The sequence below is a fragment of the Methylocaldum sp. genome (assembly GCF_039794385.1).
Taxonomy (GTDB): Bacteria; Pseudomonadota; Gammaproteobacteria; order Methylococcales; family Methylococcaceae; genus Methylocaldum.
The window spans coordinates 1-17,504 of record NZ_JBDIVO010000073.1 but is presented as its reverse complement, the minus strand read 5'-3'; the positions used below and the strand labels follow the sequence as shown (position 1 = coordinate 17,504).

Below are 17,504 nucleotides of genomic sequence, written 5' to 3'. Positions count from 1 at the left end.
ATCAATACGGCCTCTTGAAGGCTTAGACGTCGGGAATTTTTCCCATATTCCATCCGGTTAAACTCCCTTACCATTCCCTGTTCTGCTGAATGTGTGGGGGTTTTTATGTTTATAAGAAGAATATGTTACACGGGAACCTCTCTGCTGGTCCTCGTGAGTACGGAAATTGCCGTTGCCGCGGAAAACGAAGACGGCAGCGTAAATCTGGGTACGGTCGAAATTGTGGGTGAAACGCCGCTGATGGTCTCGGGCGTACCGGCGGAGAAAATTCCGTCGCCGGTGCAGACGGCCACGTCCAAGCAACTCGATGACTATCAGAGCTTTTCGCTCGCGGATTACATGCGTTGGAACTTCGCCAGCGTCAACGTCAACGATGCCCAAAACAACCCGTTCCAGCCCGATGTTCAATTCAGGGGGTTTACCGCATCGCCGCTGCTGGGATTACCCCAGGGCTTATCGGTCTATGTCAACGGCATTCGTTTCAACGAACCGTTCGGCGATACCGTCAACTGGGACTTGATCCCCGAAGGCGCCATCGAACGAATGACGCTGCACTCGGGCTCGAATCCGGTTTACGGCCTGAACAGCCTGGGTGGGGCTATTTCCATGCGCACCAAGACCGGTTTCAGTGCACCGGGCCACACGCTCGAGGTGGCAGGCGGCTCCTGGGGACGGCACTGGCAGGAAATTACCAGCGGATGGAATAACGGCACCGTCGGCTATTTCGTCGATCTCAAGAGCTTCTATGAAGACGGCTGGCGCGATAACTCGCCCACCGACGTCAAGCAGGGATTCGGAACGTTTAGCTGGCAAAACGAACGGTCCAAGTTGAACCTCACCCTGGCTTCCAACAATAACCGATTGATCGGCAACGGTGCTTTGCCGCTTCAACTGGCCAAGCAAGATCCGGAAGCGATTTTCACCCATCCGGACCGTACCATCACCCGATTGTTCCTGGCGTCCTTGGACGGCAGCACCTGGCTTACCGATCACTTCGAGCTGTCGGGTAACGCTTATTTCCGGCAAAACCGGATCAAGACGTTCAATGGCGACGATTCCGATTTCGAGGAATGCGAGGACGAGGCCAACGAAGGTTTCCTTTGCGAGGAGGAAGGCGATGAAGAAGAGATCGTCGAAGATGTCAACGGCGGTAACGTCTTGGCCAGCGACGCGGTCGAGGGGGCGACCAACAACACCAGCCAAACCAACCAGCGCAGTTACGGCGGCAGCTTGCAGGGCGCTTTCGAGCACGATCTCTTCGCCATGCACAATCGAATCGTCGCCGGCGGAAGTTATGACGAAGGACGCATTCATTTCAGCTCGGATACGGAGCTCGCTTCTCTCACCGACGACCGAGGCACCATAGGCAGCGGAGTCCTGGTGGGCGAATCGCGGGTGAGAGTCCACGCCCATGTTCGTCACCACGGAATTTATTTCAGCGACACCTTGTCGGTCACCGACAAACTGGCGGTGACGGCAGCGGGCCGTTACAACCTGTCTTTCGTCCGGCTCGACGATCAGTACGGCGAGGACTTGAACGGCTTTCACAAGTTCGAACGGTTCAACCCCTCGGCCGGACTGACCTATGCCTTCCTACCGGAATTCACCGCTTACGGCAGCTATAGCGAATCGAACCGGGCACCGACTCCGGTTGAGCTGACCTGCGCCAATCCGGAAGCCCCTTGCAAGCTACCGAATGCGTTTCTTGCCGACCCGCCGCTGGATCAGGTGGTGGCCAAAACTTGGGAAGCCGGTTTCCGGGGCGAATTCGCTCGACTGTGGGGCGGAAATATCAACTGGAACGCTGGCCTGTTCCAAACTGAAAACCACGACGACATTCTTTTCATCAGCAGCGGCAATCTCACCAATCAGGGTTACTTCGACAACGTCGGGACCACCCGGCGCCGGGGTATCGAACTTGGGCTTTCCGGGGCATTCGAGCGGGTGCGGTTCGGAATCAATTACACACTGCTCGATGCCACCTTCCGTACGCCATTTCTTGCTAGCAGCCCGAATAACCCGTCCGCTGATGATAACGGCCAGATCCAGGTGGAAAAAGGCGACCGCGTCCCCGGCCTTCCGAAGCACATGCTGAAAGTCTCGACGGACGTGGAGGTCGTTAAAGGACTGACCGTGGGCGTAAACATGATTTACAACAGCGGTCAGTACTTCCGTGGCGACGAAGCCAATCTAAACAAGCCGCTTGAGGAATATGCCGTGTTCAACCTACATGGCGAATACCGTTTCAACAAGCACGTGGCATTATTCAGCCGTATCGACAACCTGTTCGACAAACGGTACTACACTTTCGGACTATATGGCGAAGCTGACGAAGTGCTTGGTGATAGCTTTACCGATCCACGTTTCGTGGGCATCGGCTCTCCGAGGGCTGGTTGGGTCGGGCTTAAGCTGTCCCTATGAGTTCGGCGTTTACCATCCGCTGTTTTACATATTGTTTTCCGGACGGTAATAACCGGGCCCTATTTAATTCATAAGAATGTCTTATGACAAAGGCGAGTATAAGTCTGTATACTTTATACCAACCTCAATAGAACTTGGTGTGATTTAGTTCGAAACTTCGATTGAGTCCGGCCGAAAGTTCTCCTCCTCTTGGCGACCCTAGTGGTCGCTTTTTTTTGCCCGATGGCAGGCAAAAAAAAGCCCGCAGTACGCGGGCAATATCATTATTATTGTTGTTGTAGCGTAACGCGTCGGCCACTAGCGGCGACGCATCTTGTTAGTGCTTTTATAGTAGTTATATCGCCCCCTAAGGGGTCTTTCCTCCTCTTTGACGACTCTATGTTTTCGCGCTTCCTCCGTAAAGCTGCGGCACAGTCTAAAGAAAAAATTTTGTGTGTCCACACTTTTTTACCCGTCCCTTGATCTATGAACACCCTCACAATTTTTTCTTTAAAAATCTGAAACCTATTTGTATTCGAATAGAAGTATCTTCTAATACCCAAGCAAATTACTAAGGATTTAAGTATCGCTGAGTATCCGCAATGTTTCCAAAAATGATCAGGTCGGTACAGTTCGCGTCCAACACACAAATCTCATTTTGAGACATGCGAGATGAGGTGCTATCGGATGGCGCCCCTCGGTAACCGGGGATGGGATTATGGATACGACCGCCAAAAACGGCTCAAGGAGTTCCCCCAGTGGCCCCACGCGCGAGATCCATCCCTTCCATCCAGGTCCGGACCGCCGCTATGGCGTCGTCGGCCAGATCCGCCAAGGACACTACCGCGCCTGCGGCATCGGCGCTAGGCGAGATCTTGTCGAGTTCGAAGGTCCGTTCGGCCAGAAGCTTCTTACTGCTGCGATCGTAAGCCGACGCGCGAAAGCGAATCAGCGCCTTGGCGTGGTCGGGGCGGTCGAAAATCTGCTCGAACTCCTGAAGTTCGATTCGAACCCGTAGTGGTCCGCCATCGCCCGAAAGTTCAAAGCGCAGTTCCAGAAGTTCAGGCGGAGGCGCGATCCAGCGGTCCAAAGTGTAAACTCCAACCCGTGTGGCATCCGAATACACGAGACGATAACGAATTCGGTCGTCTTTCAACCACTCCGGAGCGGTCACGTCCACTTTGGACCAAGGTGCCGGCAGACGGTCCGAACCGTGCGGCAGCGGTCCCAGATCATGAAGCCTAGGCGGAGGTGATTTTTCAGGCGTGAAGGTACAACCCGAGGCGATCAAGATCACAAGAAACAGCTTTGCGAAAAGAAATCTCTTCATTTCGGCTCCTGAAAGCCCGGCTCTCCCGGTCCAGGCACTTGCTTGGGCGGCCCGAGCAACAGGATCCGCGGGTCATCTCTCAGCATATCGGACAGATGTCGAACGTTGACGGCGATCGAACGGGTCTCGTCGAGCAATGCGTTTACCTTAGGCAGAGTGGATTGCACCACCACATCTCCCGCCGAGCTACCGGCGGTGATCAAGTCTTCCGTGTTCCTGGCGAGCCCTCGGATTTCCTTGACAGCGATTCCCAGGTCATCAGTCAGGCGCGTGATTCCCGCCATCATCCGCTGCGCCTCTCCGGTCAAAGCGGGCATTTCCGCCAGCATCTCGTCCATGCTTTCCTCTAATGTAGCCAATTGTTCGGCTGCGATCGCAACCGATTCCAGAATACGCTGAATCCGTTCGCGATTGCTTTCGTTCAGCACGCTGTTGAGCCGGTTCGCCAACACGCCGAGCTGGGAGAGGATGTCTTGCCCCGATTCGGTCAGCTTATCGAACAGCGAAGGCCGTAGCGGAATACGCGCGGGATTGTCGGGATCCGTAGGTAAAGGCTCCGGTTGTTCGCCGGTGTCGAACAGTTCCACCTGCGCCAGGCCGGTCAGCGCCTGAACGCGCAGCATGGCGTAGGTGCCATGGGTAATCGGCAGATCCTCATTCAACTCGACCCGGACGAGAATGTTCCGGCGGTCTTCAGGATCGAAACTGATGGATGACACTTTGCCGGCATTCACGCCGCGAAAAAGGACGGTCGACTCGGGATTGAGCCCCGAAACCGCTCCCTGGGTGACGACATAATAGCTCTTGTATTCTTCGCCGTAGTTCCCCAACCATAAGGCGGCGATGATCGACGCCGCACCCAAAATGATTACGAACAATCCGGTCAGGAATGCATAGGTTTCTCTACCCATATCAACCGATCCGCTCGAAAACGCGGTGACCGCGCTTTCCATGAAAATAATGCCGGGCAAAAGGATGTTCGGAAGCCAACGCATCCTCAACCGGACCACACACGACTAGCTGCTGATCGGCCAGTACGCCGACCTTCGTGCATAAATCTTTTACCGTGTCCAAATCGTGCGTCACCATGACCACCGTAAAGCCGAGTTCCCGATGCAGCCCGCTCAGTAGATCGACAAACTCTTCGCTCAGCACGGGATCGAGCCCCGAGGTCGGCTCATCGAGAAACAGCAATTCAGGCTCCATCACCAGCGCCCGCGCCAAGGCGACCCGCTTGATCATGCCGCCGGACAGTTCGGATGGCATCAACAAACCGGCGTTTTCGGTCAACCCCACCATAGTAAGCTTCATACGTACCAAATGGCCGATGAGTTCTTCATCGAAAAGACCGAATTCACGCAATGGGAATGCGATGTTATCGAAAACGCTCAGGGCACTGAATAAAGCTCCTCCCTGAAAAAGCACGCCGCAACGGTTGCGGAGCCGCTGGTGACGATCGGCCGCGGCCTCTTGCAGACACTCGCCGAAGAGGTAGACTTTGCCACGGGTCGGCTCCTGGAGTCCGATCATTTCCCGCATCAGCACCGTCTTGCCGCTCCCAGAGCCGCCGACCAACCCGAAGATTTCCCCCTTGCCCAGCGTCAGGCTGATGTCCCGATGCACCACGTTTTTTCCGAAACAGGTCCAAATCCGTTCCATTCGGATGACGGGATCGCTCATGATTACAGCCCTACCCCGCGGAACAGGATTGCGAAAACAGCGTCTATCAAGATTACTAGAGTAATTGATGCGACCACCGAGCGGGTGGTTTCATTGCCCAAACTCTCGGTGTTCGGCTCTATGCGTAAGCCGAAATGACAAGCCAAGAGTGCGATGAACAGCCCGAACACCGCTCCCTTGCCGAACCCGATCGTGAAATTGGCCGCCGGTACCGCATCAGGTAATTTCATGAAGAATTGATAATAACCAACTCCCAGTTCGAAATGCGCGGCGATCGCTCCGCCGATCAGTGCGATCGCATCGGTCCAAACGACCAGGAGCGGCAAGGCAACCATCAGGGCGACGACTTTTGGAAAAATAAGGCGTAGCGAACGGGAAATACCTAGCGCTTCGAGCGCATCCAATTCCTGAGTGACTCGCATCACACCGATACGCGCGGTCATGGCCGATCCCGAGCGTCCCGCCACGAGAATGGCTGCAAGCAGTGGACCGAGTTCTCGGATAATGCTCAGCCCGAGTATGTTGACGATGTAGATTTGAGCGCCGAAGGTTTGTAATTGCAGGGACGAGAGGTAGCTAACCACGATTCCGATGAGAAACCCGACCAAAGCGGTAATGCCCAACGCACGTCCCCCGGTCTCATGAATCGCCGCCGAGATTTCCCGCCACGGCACGTCCCGAGGATGGCGCAGCACATGCCCCACATCCAAGATCAATTGTCCGAGTATCGAGACAAGCGCCCTTAAATGTTCGGTTCCAACGGAAAAGAAGCTTCGAACGCGCTCGCCGACCGGTTTCGCATGCCGGACTATCGGCCCGAAGGAGGTTGCAGACCAGTTCTGCAACCGGATGAACGTAGACTCCTGCTCGGGGCGCAAATAGACCTTGCCTGGCAACTGCCCACCCCAGGCTCGCCAAAGCAAAAATGCCCCCGCACTGTCCAAGGCGGCAACTTCGCGGATGTCCCACTCGCTTGCTTCATCGCGGGCATAGACCTGAAGCTGTTCGCGAAGACGCGCCCCCTCCGCCGACAGGCCGCGCAAATTCCAGCCCCCCTTCAGCACGAGAATATAACGGCCGGATACTGTCCTTTTTTCGATAGACGGCGTGAATGACTCACCGGGCGACTGCTTTACCATGCCGGGTATTCAATCGCCTTTAGTGCCTACGCACAAGGCCGCAGCCTAATCGACATCGCTGCGGGTTTGGTCTCGGAGACGCTCGTCAGTGTCCGGCCGGCCGTGCCGGTCTGTCGCCGAATACCCGCATCAAACTTGCGATAGTGGCGAGCGTCGCGAGATAAAACAGGATTTGCACGCCGTCCGGACGGGACACGTAACCCAACAGAGTATGCAAGACTTGACCGATCAAACTGTCTTCGGACAACCAATTGGAGGTATTCCACACCTCGTGACCCAAAGGCGGAAGCAGATCGGCCTGCACCAGATAGGCCGCTCCCTGAGAAGCCAGGCCGGCGGCCAAAAATAAAATAAGCCAACTGGTAACCTTGAATAGATAACGCGTAGGAATACGAAGCAAACCATAATACATCGCCAAGCCCACGGCTGTGCCGAGCGAAATGCCGACGACTCCGCCCGTCAGCATCGATCCCGTATGGCTTCCGTCTGCTGACGCGATCCCATATAAAAAGAGAACGACCTCCGAGCCTTCCCGTAGCACCGCGAGCCCCACCACGACTGCCAGAGCATAGAGCGGCCGGTCGCCCGACAGCACGGCTTTTCCGACCTGGCTCATCGCCTGGGCGAGCTCTCGCCCGTGACGCTGCATCCAGATATTGTGCCAACCGAGCATCGCGACCGCGGTAAACAACACGGCCGCGTTGAAAAGATCCTGCCCGACACCCGATGCCGCTTCCGCGAGGGTATCGGCAAAACCCGCAACCACGCAGGCGCCTATAAGCCCGCCTCCGACGCCGCTCCATATCCACCAACTGCGAGCGGCAACGCCGCGGCTGGCCGCCATGACGATACTGATCACCAGTGCGGCCTCGATGACCTCTCGGAATACGATGAGTGCAGTGGCTAACATGTTCTGACCAATACCGCTTTATTTTGCAACGATGTGCCCTTTGGCGGATTCCTCATGAAATTCGCCAAAAAAATCATACGTACCCGGATCAAGTGGACCGATCGATACGGTGACCTGACTCTTGCCTGGAATGATCTTTTCCCTCTTCAAGGATCGACTCTCGAATTCCTCCGGCGTCGGGTCTTCATTTTTCACGACCAGTTTGATCTTCTGGCCTGCAGGCACCTCGAGCTCTGCCGGTTCGAAACGATGCTCCTTAATGATCAGCGTATAGGTCTCAGCCGCCGAAACCGAGCCGCAAACCATCAAAAGTGCGCTTAAAACGACAAACCGGCCCGAGTAAGTCCTGTTCTGCATGATGTTCGGTCCTCTCAAGTTCGAAGAAGTAAGTCAACCGCGCGATTGCTACGGTTTTTCAGAAAGCTAAATGATAATCCTTATCAATTGATTAGGCAAACCGGGTAGGCTGACTTTATGGGCCGGTTTGGATTGGAAAAATGACCGAAGCGTCGATAGCGTTTCTTTCGATCGGCCTCTTTTACTCGCGGATTTCCGTTCGGCATCCTTCAAATTTTACTTGCCCGCATGATGAGGCCGTGATAGGTAGGCAATCACGGGATGTGGCATCAGGCACGCATCCCGGAAGCCAACTATTTTTGAAGTCACACCATGCCCCGTTATATCGCCGTCATCGATCAAGGCACCAGCAGTACTCGGTGCATTCTCTTCGATCACACCGGACGTGCGGGAGCGATGGCTCAAGCCGAGCACCGGCAGTTCTACCCTAGGCCCGGCTGGGTTGAACACGATCCGCTGGAAATCTGGCGAAACGCCCAAGCGGTGGTCGTAGAGGCCTTGCGAAAAGCGGAAGTCGAAGCCGATGAAATCGTAGCTCTCGGAGTGACTAATCAGCGCGAAACGCTTGTCGTCTGGGATAAAATCACCGGGAAACCGGTATATCCCGCCATCGTTTGGCAAGATACGCGCAGCGCCGAAATTTGCGAGCGGCTTGCCATCGAAGGCGGACAGGATAGATTTCGCGCAAGAACCGGACTGCCGATCGCCACCTATTTTTCGGGGCCCAAACTTCAATGGCTGTTGGATAACGTAGAAGAGGCCAGGATTCAGGCCGAACGCGGCGAGTTGCTGTGCGGCACGATCGACAGCTGGCTGGTTTGGAGCCTAACCGGCGGTAAGGAGGGCGGCGCACATGTCACCGACGTAAGCAACGCCTCGCGCACGCTGTTGATGAATCTTGAAACCCTGGCATGGGACGAAGAACTGCTCGCCGCCATGAATATACCCGCTTCCATCCTGCCGACGATCCGTTCTTCATCCGAAATTTACGGCGTCGCCCAAGGGGCACTCGCCGGCGTTCCGGTCGCAGGTATTTTAGGCGATCAACAAGCCGCCTTATTCGGGCAAACCTGTTTCGCCGAGGGGGAAGCAAAAAACACCTATGGAACCGGATGCTTCATGCTTCTGAACACCGGCCTTAAGCCGGTGCAATCCCGCCATGGGCTCATCACGACAGTAGCGTACCAACTCGGCGGCGCAGCTCCAATCTTCGCGCTTGAAGGCTCGATAGCGGTCACAGGAGCTCTCGTGCAGTGGCTCAGGGATAATCTGGAACTCATTCGGACCTCCGCGGAAGTCGAGTCGCTGGCCAATACCGTCGAGGACAACGGCGGCATCTATATCGTCCCGGCTTTCTCCGGCCTATTCGCGCCCTACTGGCGCAGCGACGCACGGGGAATCGTAATCGGGCTGACCCGCTACGTGAACAAGGGCCACTTTGCCCGAGCCGCACTGGAGGCCACGGCCTATCAGACCCGCGACATCGTTGACGCGATGCGGCAGGAGACGGGCCTGAATCTGGATGCTCTCAAAGTGGACGGCGGCATGGTCGTCAACGAGACCCTCATGCAATTCCAATCCGACATACTCGGCACTCCGGTTATTCGCCCCATCGTGACCGAAACGACGGCACTCGGAGCAGCGTACGCAGCCGGTCTCGCTGTTGGCTTTTGGACCGACATCAAGGAACTGCGCGACTTATGGCGAAAAGACAAGGAATGGCAACCGCGAATGACGGCCGAGACTCGGGAGCGGCTCTATGCCGGCTGGAGCAAGGCGGTCGAACGAACCTTCGGTTGGCTCGACTGAACGAAAACATCTTCATTGCGGGCTTCCGCCTCCGCAGTCCTGGTCTTTCTCGACGGAGCTGCGGTGTTCAGCCTCCGTTCAGGAAACCGGAACAATACTAATCGCGCCTTCTCAGAAAAGGAGCGAATGCCGTGAACAAGCTAAGAAATAGGTTAATGGTGCTGGCCTTTACGATTGCGCTAACGGGCTGTGCGTCTACCGGATATCACAACCATGGCGATTATGCGTATCGCAATACGGTCACCGGTGCCGCAATCGGTGCTGCCGGCGGCGCATTGCTAGGACATGCCGCCGACGATGGCGGACGAGGTGCGCTCGTGGGCGGCGCGGTCGGGGCCGTCGTCGGCGGAGCAGCTGGCTATTACATGGACCAGAAGAAAAAACGCGAGTCTTACTACAACCGTCAGCCCGGTTACAGCAGTTACAACGATGGGTACCACCCCTCTCCGTATGGCGAACAGCAGCCCCGCACTTATCCGTACCCGTACTGAGCCGCAGCGATAATCACTGCCGAAGCGGCAAAAAACTACGCCCACGAAAAATTTATGATCGCTCCGCCTTCTCGGCTTGCGTGGATAGCGCCCGGTCAACCGAGACCGGGGCATCCTAAAGTGGCGACCGGCTTGGCCGACGACTGGCGCGGCCGCTCGCCGCTTAAACGGCAATCGCCGAGTCTCGGTCTTTTATCGGTCGCCTATTTCTCCTGATAAATGACTTTCGGCTCAAAGTGATAGGCTGGATATCGAGGATCCGGTTGCGGGCTCTCCTCCGGAACTTTTTTTTCCGCCTCTTCGGACGCCGGTATGATCACTTTCGGTTCGAAGTAAGCCGCTGGGTATCTCGGATCCGGCTCCGGAATTTCTGCTTTCGATGAATCACCCGTTGCCCCTTCGGGCGCCGAAATGATCACTTTGGGCTCGAAATCATAGGCCGGATACCGTGGGTCGTCGCCAGCCCAACCTACAGAAGAAACCACCAACGAAAATCCGCCGAAGATAATTGCATTTCTCACGATGCTCACCCCTGTGCCGTCAAGCTGACCCCTTATCACAACAAACTGATCTAGCATGACTCATTAAAGTATCCCAAATTCTTTAATCCTGCTGTTGCCATGTCAACGCGCTTCCCTAAACGGCGGGACCGCAACATTAGAATCGCCTCAAACCGCTGAAAAAGCCACATCTTGGTGCAATATCTTTTCGATTTGCACCTCTCGGGAAAGAAATCGAAATTTCGACCATCATTTTGATGAATTTTCGAGCGAATTAACGCCCTCGATCAATGGCATGAATTCTGCTTAAAGATGAATAAGCGTGATTTTCTACTGGCAAAGGCATTTCCAAAACGCGGAGTGACCGTGACCACTCAGAAGTTGGCTTCACCATCATCGCAGTGAGGGACACTCATGAAAACATCGCTAAGAGTTTTTCTGGAACGCTTTCTAACCGTCTTCATGCTCTGGGGATGCGGCTGGAAACGGCGAAGGCAATCCGGCAGCGAAAGTTATCGAATCGAATGGCAAGACCCGATGACCGGGCAATGGTACGGCGAACAAAACGCGATGAAGCTTCTTAAAGTGTACGCGATGGCGGAATATAGCAAGACGAGCATCAAAACTGACCACTATCGCGCCTATTTTTGACATCGAATCCCATTACCTACCTCCTCTCTAAGCTGCTTGAAAAGGCAGCTTTATTTTTTGCTCCATTCACCAAGCAATGAACAGTATGAAAAGCGCCCCCAGCTCGATAAGCGGAGCTGTACCGCATTGTCTCGGCCGATCAACCTGCGTCCGTTCTGTTTAAACAGCCCCGCAGGAATAATTTCACCACTTGTTCTGTCCAATGCTCGACCTCATCTTCGGTAGGAGCGCTCTCCAAGCCTAGTTGTTGTCGCTGGAAGCGCTCGCCGCGGAGTGCGTTGACAAACTGTCCGGCTAAAAATGCCGGATCCATGGCGACCACATGACCTACTTGCTGATGCATGCCGAAAAACTTCGCGAGCCGATCCAGCGTCCGCTGCGGTCCCTGCTCATAAAACTCCGCTGCAAGCTCCGGAAATTGATGTGCCTCGGCGATCAATTGCGCACGCAAGCGAATGATTTCCGGACGGGAAAGCCGAAAAAGAAAATGCTTTCCGAACACGATCAGTGTTTCCTCCAACGGTTTGGCCAAGGCTTGCTCTAACGGCAACGTCGCCACCAACAGATCGCTATAGTGGCGAATGACCGCCCCGAATAAATCTGCCTTACCGCCAAAGTATCGATAAATGGTACGGAGAGACACGCGAGCCTCGCGGGCGATAGTTTCCAGGCTTACATTGCCGTAGCCTCGCTCTACAAATAGCCGAAGTGCATGATCCAGAAGTTGATCGCGGCGGATGGCAGATTCACCCTTCCTAGGTCGGCCTATTCGATTCATTATCGTTACTTTTCACTTTAATAGATGGACACAGTCGTCCAGTTTAGCGAGAATAATGAAACGATATCTTACCCTTTCTTTTCGTGCCGTGTCGCTACTCCCGATCGCTCCCTCTTAATACGCCAAACTTATGCTAGTTTCGTTTGCTGCCGCTAGAGCATGCCGTTCGTCATACCGAACTTCTCCCCGCACTACTTTTCGCCGCATCGCGCTGTGGCTCCTCCTTTGCGCAGCGCTGATCGTACAGCTCTTCGGCTGTAGCAACCGCTCGGAAAACCAAGCGGCCGAGAGTCAAATGCCGCCGGTGAAAGTCAAAGTCGCCCAACCGCTACAAAAGGAAGTCTTGGAATGGGACGAGTACACCGGACGCATAGAAGCGATGGAAACCGTGGAAGTCCGTGCGAGAGTCGACGGCTATCTGGACAGAGTGAACTTCAAGGCTGGCGACAAGGTAAAAAAGGGCGATTTATTGTTTGTCATCGATCCGAGACCTTATCGGGCCGAGCTGAACCGGGCGGAGGGAGAACTCGAACGGGCCAAGGCTCGGCTCGAACTTGCCAAAAACGACTTGCAGCGGGCGGAGCATCTAAGACGGGCCAAGGCCATTTCCGAAGAAGAATACGACGCCCGCAGCAAGGGTCAGCGTGAAGCCATCGCCGCCGTTCGTGCGGCCGAGGCGGCTGCTCAGACAGCCAGGTTGAACCTGGAATTCACCGAGGTGCGAGCGCCTATCGGCGGGCGAATCGCACGCGAGCTTGTCACCCCGGGCAACTTGGTCAGCGGCGGCGGCGGCGGCGGGACTTTGCTGACGATCATTGTATCCATCGATCCGGTTTACGTTTATGTCGACGCAGACGAACGGGCGGTCCTTAAATACAGGCGCTTGGCCGAAGCCGGGAAACGGACGAGCGCTCGCGAAACTCGAATTCCAGCGAAATTGGCCCTGCTCGACGAGTCCGAATTTCCTCATCAGGGTTACATCGATTACATCGAGCCGCGCATGGATCCGAGCACCGGCACCTTGCGCGCCCGAGGCGTTTTCAGCAATCCCAACGAACTCCTGAGTCCCGGATTCTTCGCTCGGCTTCGCGTGCCCGGAAGCCCACCTTATCAAGGCCTTCTGGTTCCCGACAGAGCCATCGGCACCGATCAAGGCCAGAAGTTCGTCTGGATCGCGAAAGACGATGGCTCGGCCGAATACCGTCGGATCGTACCGGGCACTGCCGCCGGCCAGATGCGGGTGATATCGGAAGGTTTGCAGCCTGGCGAGTGGGTAATCATCGAAGGCATTCAAAAAATACGTCCCGGCACCAAAATTGAGGCGGAGCGAGTCACGCTTTCAGAGACCGACGGTACTTAATCGGAGACACGACGTCCGGCCATGACGAGATTTACTCACTTTTTCATCGACCGCCCTATCTTCGCGTCGGTTCTTTCGATTCTCATCGTTCTCGTCGGAGGGCTGGCGTCGCTTGCGCTGCCCATCGCCCAATACCCCGAGATCGCACCGCCCAACGTCGTCGTGCGCGCGACCTATCCGGGCGCCAATGCGAAAGTGCTGGCCGAAACGGTGGCGACTCCCATCGAACAGGAGGTCAACGGCGTCGAGGACATGCTGTACATGTCGTCCCAGTCCACCAACGACGGCGTGATGCAGTTGACCATCACGTTCAAACCGGGCACCGATCTCGACAAATCGCAGGTGCTGGTCCAGAACCGGGTGGCTTTGGCCGAGCCGAGGCTGCCGGAAGAAGTGCGCCGGCAAGGCATCACCGTGCGCAAACGCAGTCCGGACTTGAGCCTGGTGGTGAACCTGATTTCCCCCGACGGGCGCTACGACAGCGTGTATCTCAGCAATTACGCGCTGCTGCAAATCCGGGATGTGCTGGCTCGCCTGCCCGGCGTAGGCGACATCGTGCTGTTCGGCGGCCGCGAATACAGCATGCGGATCTGGCTGGACCCGGAAAAGGTAGCCGCCCGCAATCTGACGTCCACCGACGTGGTACAGGCTATACGCGAGCAGAACATCCAAGTGGCAGCCGGTGTCGTCGGGCAACCGCCTACGCCGGGAGGAATCGAATTTCAGCTTACCGTTACCACCATGGGCCGGCTGACGGATGAAAGCCAGTTCGGCGACATCATCATCAAGACCGGAAAAGACGGCCAGGTGACACGACTCAAGGACGTAGCACGGATCGAACTGGGGGCTAAAGATTACAGTTCGTCGCTCAACCTCGACGGGAAAGCAACGGTAGGCGTGGCTATTTTCCAACTGCCGGGATCCAACGCGATCGAGACCAAGAAAGCGGTAGTGGAAGCCATGGAGAAGCTCAAGCAGCGCTTTCCGGAGGGGCTCGATTACCTGCTCGTCTATGACACCGTGGTGTTCGTCACCCAATCCATCGCTGCCGTCGTAGAGACCCTCTTCGAAGCCATTCTGCTGGTCGTCGTCGTCGTACTGATATTCCTACAGAATTGGCGGGCCACCATCATCCCGCTCCTGGCGGTACCGGTGTCGCTCATCGGCACCTTCGCGGTCATGGCGGCCATGGGACTCTCGCTGAACACGCTTTCTTTGTTCGGACTGGTTCTCGCCATCGGTATCGTGGTAGACGACGCCATCGTCGTGGTCGAGAACGTCGAACGGAACATCGCACTCGGCCTCAGGGCACGGGAAGCGACCCGGCGCGCCATGGAAGAAGTCGTCGGTCCCATCATCGCAACCTCATTGGTGTTGGTTGCGGTGTTCGTACCGACGGCCTTCATTACCGGCGTGTCCGGGGCTTTCTACAAGCAGTTCGCCCTGACCATTTCGGTGTCCACGGTCATTTCCACATTCAACTCGCTCACCTTGAGTCCGGCTCTCTGCGCCCTGCTTCTGGACCGGGCCCACGGTGACAAAGATTGGTTCACGCGCCTGTTCGACCGGCTCTTCGGCTGGTTTTTCCGCGGCTTCAACCGGATTTTCGGCGCCTTCAGCGAGGGCTATTCACGACTGGTCGGCCGACTGATCCGCATCACAAGTGTGGTTCTGGTGCTCTATGTCGTGCTCAACGGACTCAATTTTCTGGCTTTCTCCAAGGTGCCGACCGGGTTCATCCCTCAACAGGATCAAGGCTATCTCATTCTGTACGCACAGCTCCCCGATGCCGCCTCGCTGGAACGTACCGACGCGGTGATCAAGCGCGCCACGGACATCATCCTGAAAACCGAGGGCATCTCGCATGTCAACGCATACGCTGGATATTCGGTGCTGGCCGGAGCCAGCCAGTCCAACGCCGGCACCATGTTCGCCCGTCTCGCCCCGTTCGACGACCGCGCCGGCCATCCGGAACTTTCCGCGGAAGCGATCATAAACAAGCTGCGCCAGAATCTCTCGGGGATAGAGGACGCTCATATCGCGGTGTTCTCTCCTCCGCCGGTTCGCGGCCTCAGTTCGGTGGGCGGCTTCAAGCTGCAAATCCAGGACCGCGCCAACGTCGGCCCGGACGAATTGCAACGTATCGCGAGCGAAGTCGTTGCCAAGGGCAACCAGCAACCCGGATTGGTCGGCTTATTTACGACATTCCGGTCCAGCGTGCCGCAAGTCTACGTGGACGTAAACCGGACTCAGGCCAAGTCGTATGATGTTCCTTTGGGCAGCGTCTTCGACACGCTCCAGATTTATCTCGGCTCGCTGTACGTCAACGATTTCAACCGGTTCGGCAGAACTTACCAGGTCACGGCGCAGGCCGATTCGCAGTTCAGACTGAGGCCTTCGGATATCGCCAATCTCAAGACCCGCAACCGGAACGGCGATATGGTTCCGCTGGGTACCCTGGTCGATATTCGCGAAACGGTGGGTCCGGACAAGGTGGCGCACTACAACATGTATCCGTCGGCGGAAATCAACGGCAGCACCTTGCCCGGCGTCAGTTCCGGCCAAGCCATCGCCTTGATGGAAAAGGTGGTGAATCAAGAGCTCCCGCTCACCATGGGCTACGAATGGACCGAACTCAGCCTTCAGCAGATTCTCGCGGGCAATACCGCCATGATCATATTTCCGCTGAGCGTGATCTTCGTGTTTCTTGCCCTGGCTGCGCAGTACGAGAGCTGGTCGTTGCCCTTCGCCGTCATTCTCATCGTGCCCATGTGCCTCTTGAGCTCTATGGCCGGCGTATCGCTCCGCGGCATGGACAACAATATCTTCACTCAGGTTGGCTTTATCGTTCTGGTCGGATTGGCCAGCAAGAATGCGATCCTGATCGTCGAGTTCGCCCGTAATCTTCAAGATAAGGGCAGGGACCGCTATCAAGCCGCCATCGAAGCCGCGCGCCTCCGCCTTCGGCCCATTTTGATGACCTCCTTCGCCTTCATTCTCGGCGTATTCCCGCTGGTCATTTCCAGCGGCGCCGGTGCCGAATCACGGCGGATACTCGGCACCGCCGTCTTCAGCGGCATGCTGGGAGTCACGTTCTTCGGTCTGTTGCTGACTCCAGTGTTCTATGTCGTCATGCGGAGACTGGTCGAGCGCCGTCAGCGGCCATCGCCCGAACCTACCGATACCAAGACTCACTCCACGCCGAATAACAGTCCCTAATTTCGCAAAAAAAATATGTCTATACCTTGCTCTTCCGTCCAGTCCGAGCGATTTGAAAGGCGCGATCGTTTTTCGGGCGCGTCCGCGCGCAATGTCGTCCCGATCATGATCGCTGCGCTTCTTTCCGCCTGTGCAGTCGGTCCCGACTACACGAAACCGGACGCGGCGCCCGGAGCGCAGTTCGCCAACGCCGTGCTTCCCGAGTTCAAACGCGACGGCATCGAAGTGGCTTGGTGGAAGCAGTTCGACGATCCGGTTCTGTCGGACCTCATCGACCGAGCAGTGAGCAACAACCGTGATCTGAAGGCGGCAGAGGCGAATCTCCGCGTTGCGCGCGCCCTTTACCTGGAAGCCGGGCTGGATCTCTTGCCGACCATTACGAGCCACGCCAATTACACGACGCAAAAGCGAAGTTTCGACGCCATGAACCGCCGGACCTTCGCGCCGCGCGAGCTCGAGCTCTTCAATGTCGGTTTCGACGCTTTTTGGGAAGTGGACTTCTTCGGCAGGATACGGCGTAGCGTCGAGGCGCGTGATGCCGAGGTGGATGCCGCGGAGGCCGATCTGCGCGACCTGCTGGTCAGCGTCATTTCGGAGGTAGCGCTTAACTACTTCGAGTTGCGCGGTCTGCAGAATCAACTGGACGTCGCTCAAAAAAACGCCGACAACCAGGCCGCGACCTTGGAATTGACTCAAGCCAGACTGGAAGCCGGACGCGGCACGGAGCTGGACACCTCGCGCGCCAAGGCCCAATTGGACTCCACGCTGGCAACGATTCCGCCGATTCAAACCCGGATTCGCGAAAACATCCATCGCCTCGGCGTGCTGATCGGCCAGCTTCCTGACACGCTCTCCGCGCGCCTGTCAGAACCGGCCCCGA

Annotated in this window: 15 protein-coding genes and 1 pseudogene; 7 read left to right on the top strand and 9 right to left on the bottom strand. The window is 56.4% G+C overall.

From position 1 onward, the window contains the following. Positions 1–153: 153 nt before the first annotated feature. On the top strand, positions 154–2,421 hold the full coding sequence (locus tag ABJK70_RS08880) for a TonB-dependent receptor (protein WP_347257798.1): 2,268 nt from the start codon (positions 154–156) through the stop codon (positions 2,419–2,421). A 721-nt stretch (positions 2,422–3,142) separates the two neighbouring features. Here ABJK70_RS08880 and ABJK70_RS08875 read toward each other — a convergent pair. The 6 genes from ABJK70_RS08875 to ABJK70_RS08850 form a co-directional block, all read right to left on the bottom strand. Continuing rightward, on the bottom strand, positions 3,143–3,730 hold the full coding sequence (locus ABJK70_RS08875) for a hypothetical protein (protein ID WP_086133137.1): 588 nt from the start codon (positions 3,728–3,730) through the stop codon (positions 3,143–3,145). Next, on the bottom strand, positions 3,727–4,641 hold the full coding sequence (locus ABJK70_RS08870) for an MlaD family protein (protein ID WP_077729613.1): 915 nt from the start codon (positions 4,639–4,641) through the stop codon (positions 3,727–3,729). Before ABJK70_RS08870 ends, ABJK70_RS08875 begins: the two co-directional genes overlap by 4 nt. Position 4,642: 1 nt before the next feature. Further along, the gene (locus ABJK70_RS08865) at positions 4,643–5,410 is read right to left on the bottom strand and encodes an ATP-binding cassette domain-containing protein (protein ID WP_347257797.1); all 768 of its coding nucleotides are present in this window, start codon (positions 5,408–5,410) and stop codon (positions 4,643–4,645) included. Between the two features lie 2 nt (positions 5,411–5,412). Next, positions 5,413–6,549, bottom strand: coding sequence for an ABC transporter permease (locus ABJK70_RS08860; protein ID WP_077729615.1), 1,137 nt, complete (start codon positions 6,547–6,549; stop codon positions 5,413–5,415). 85 nt (positions 6,550–6,634) lie between these two features. Next, positions 6,635–7,459: an FTR1 family protein gene (locus tag ABJK70_RS08855; protein ID WP_077729616.1), complete on the bottom strand. Its 825-nt coding sequence runs from the start codon at positions 7,457–7,459 to the stop codon at positions 6,635–6,637. Positions 7,460–7,477: 18 nt separating this feature from the next. Beyond that, on the bottom strand, positions 7,478–7,816 hold the full coding sequence (locus ABJK70_RS08850; protein ID WP_077729617.1) for a cupredoxin domain-containing protein: 339 nt from the start codon (positions 7,814–7,816) through the stop codon (positions 7,478–7,480). Positions 7,817–8,128: 312 nt separating this feature from the next. Here ABJK70_RS08850 and glpK point away from each other — a divergent pair, with 312 nt between their 5' ends. After that, positions 8,129–9,625, top strand: a complete 1,497-nt coding sequence (glpK, locus tag ABJK70_RS08845) for a glycerol kinase GlpK (protein WP_347257796.1) — start codon at positions 8,129–8,131, stop codon at positions 9,623–9,625. A 131-nt stretch (positions 9,626–9,756) separates the two neighbouring features. Continuing rightward, a complete protein-coding gene (locus tag ABJK70_RS08840; protein WP_347257795.1) occupies positions 9,757–10,116 on the top strand; it encodes a YMGG-like glycine zipper-containing protein in 360 nt (119 codons plus the stop codon). Between the two features lie 203 nt (positions 10,117–10,319). Here ABJK70_RS08840 and ABJK70_RS08835 read toward each other — a convergent pair whose 3' ends face one another. Continuing rightward, positions 10,320–10,694, bottom strand: coding sequence for a hypothetical protein (locus tag ABJK70_RS08835; protein ID WP_205780714.1), 375 nt, complete (start codon positions 10,692–10,694; stop codon positions 10,320–10,322). 336 nt (positions 10,695–11,030) lie between these two features. On the opposite strand from ABJK70_RS08835, the gene ABJK70_RS08830 reads away from it, so the two are divergent. Beyond that, positions 11,031–11,267, top strand: coding sequence for a hypothetical protein (locus ABJK70_RS08830; RefSeq protein ID WP_077729620.1), 237 nt, complete (start codon positions 11,031–11,033; stop codon positions 11,265–11,267). A 139-nt stretch (positions 11,268–11,406) separates the two neighbouring features. Here the strand turns inward: ABJK70_RS08830 and ABJK70_RS08825 are convergent, their stop codons facing one another. Together ABJK70_RS08825 and ABJK70_RS08820 are read right to left on the bottom strand one after the other, a co-directional pair. After that, complete coding sequence (locus ABJK70_RS08825) at positions 11,407–11,799, bottom strand: TetR/AcrR family transcriptional regulator C-terminal domain-containing protein (RefSeq protein ID WP_347257799.1); 393 nt, start codon at positions 11,797–11,799, stop codon at positions 11,407–11,409. A 63-nt stretch (positions 11,800–11,862) separates the two neighbouring features. After that, positions 11,863–12,045, bottom strand: a pseudogene (locus ABJK70_RS08820) (helix-turn-helix domain-containing protein); the annotation flags it as partial. A 295-nt stretch (positions 12,046–12,340) separates the two neighbouring features. On the opposite strand from ABJK70_RS08820, the gene ABJK70_RS08815 reads away from it, so the two are divergent. The 3 genes from ABJK70_RS08815 to ABJK70_RS08805 form a co-directional block, all read left to right on the top strand. Further along, positions 12,341–13,405 (top strand): efflux RND transporter periplasmic adaptor subunit, encoded by a 1,065-nt coding sequence (locus tag ABJK70_RS08815; RefSeq protein ID WP_346425838.1) that lies wholly within the window; start codon positions 12,341–12,343, stop codon positions 13,403–13,405. A gap of 21 nt (positions 13,406–13,426) precedes the next feature. Then, positions 13,427–16,624, top strand: coding sequence for a multidrug efflux RND transporter permease subunit (locus tag ABJK70_RS08810; protein WP_347257794.1), 3,198 nt, complete (start codon positions 13,427–13,429; stop codon positions 16,622–16,624). 15 nt (positions 16,625–16,639) lie between these two features. Beyond that, a partial coding sequence (locus ABJK70_RS08805) for a TolC family protein (protein WP_347257793.1) occupies positions 16,640–17,504 on the top strand: 865 nt, incomplete at its 3' end.

Excerpts from the sequence above, each read along its gene's own strand:
- ABJK70_RS08875 (WP_086133137.1), bottom strand. The coding sequence starts at position 3,730 with ATGAAGAGATTTCTTTTCGCAAAGCTGTTTCTTGTGATCTTGATCGCC.
- ABJK70_RS08870 (WP_077729613.1), bottom strand. The coding sequence starts at position 4,641 with ATGGGTAGAGAAACCTATGCATTCCTGACCGGATTGTTCGTAATCATT.
- ABJK70_RS08865 (WP_347257797.1), bottom strand. The coding sequence starts at position 5,410 with ATGAGCGATCCCGTCATCCGAATGGAACGGATTTGGACCTGTTTCGGA.
- ABJK70_RS08860 (WP_077729615.1), bottom strand. The coding sequence starts at position 6,549 with ATGGTAAAGCAGTCGCCCGGTGAGTCATTCACGCCGTCTATCGAAAAA.
- ABJK70_RS08855 (WP_077729616.1), bottom strand. The coding sequence starts at position 7,459 with ATGTTAGCCACTGCACTCATCGTATTCCGAGAGGTCATCGAGGCCGCA.
- ABJK70_RS08850 (WP_077729617.1), bottom strand. The coding sequence starts at position 7,816 with ATGCAGAACAGGACTTACTCGGGCCGGTTTGTCGTTTTAAGCGCACTT.
- glpK (WP_347257796.1), top strand. The coding sequence starts at position 8,129 with ATGCCCCGTTATATCGCCGTCATCGATCAAGGCACCAGCAGTACTCGG.
- ABJK70_RS08835 (WP_205780714.1), bottom strand. The coding sequence starts at position 10,694 with ATGCTAGATCAGTTTGTTGTGATAAGGGGTCAGCTTGACGGCACAGGG.
- ABJK70_RS08830 (WP_077729620.1), top strand. The coding sequence starts at position 11,031 with ATGAAAACATCGCTAAGAGTTTTTCTGGAACGCTTTCTAACCGTCTTC.
- ABJK70_RS08815 (WP_346425838.1), top strand. The coding sequence starts at position 12,341 with ATGCCGCCGGTGAAAGTCAAAGTCGCCCAACCGCTACAAAAGGAAGTC.
- ABJK70_RS08810 (WP_347257794.1), top strand. The coding sequence starts at position 13,427 with ATGACGAGATTTACTCACTTTTTCATCGACCGCCCTATCTTCGCGTCG.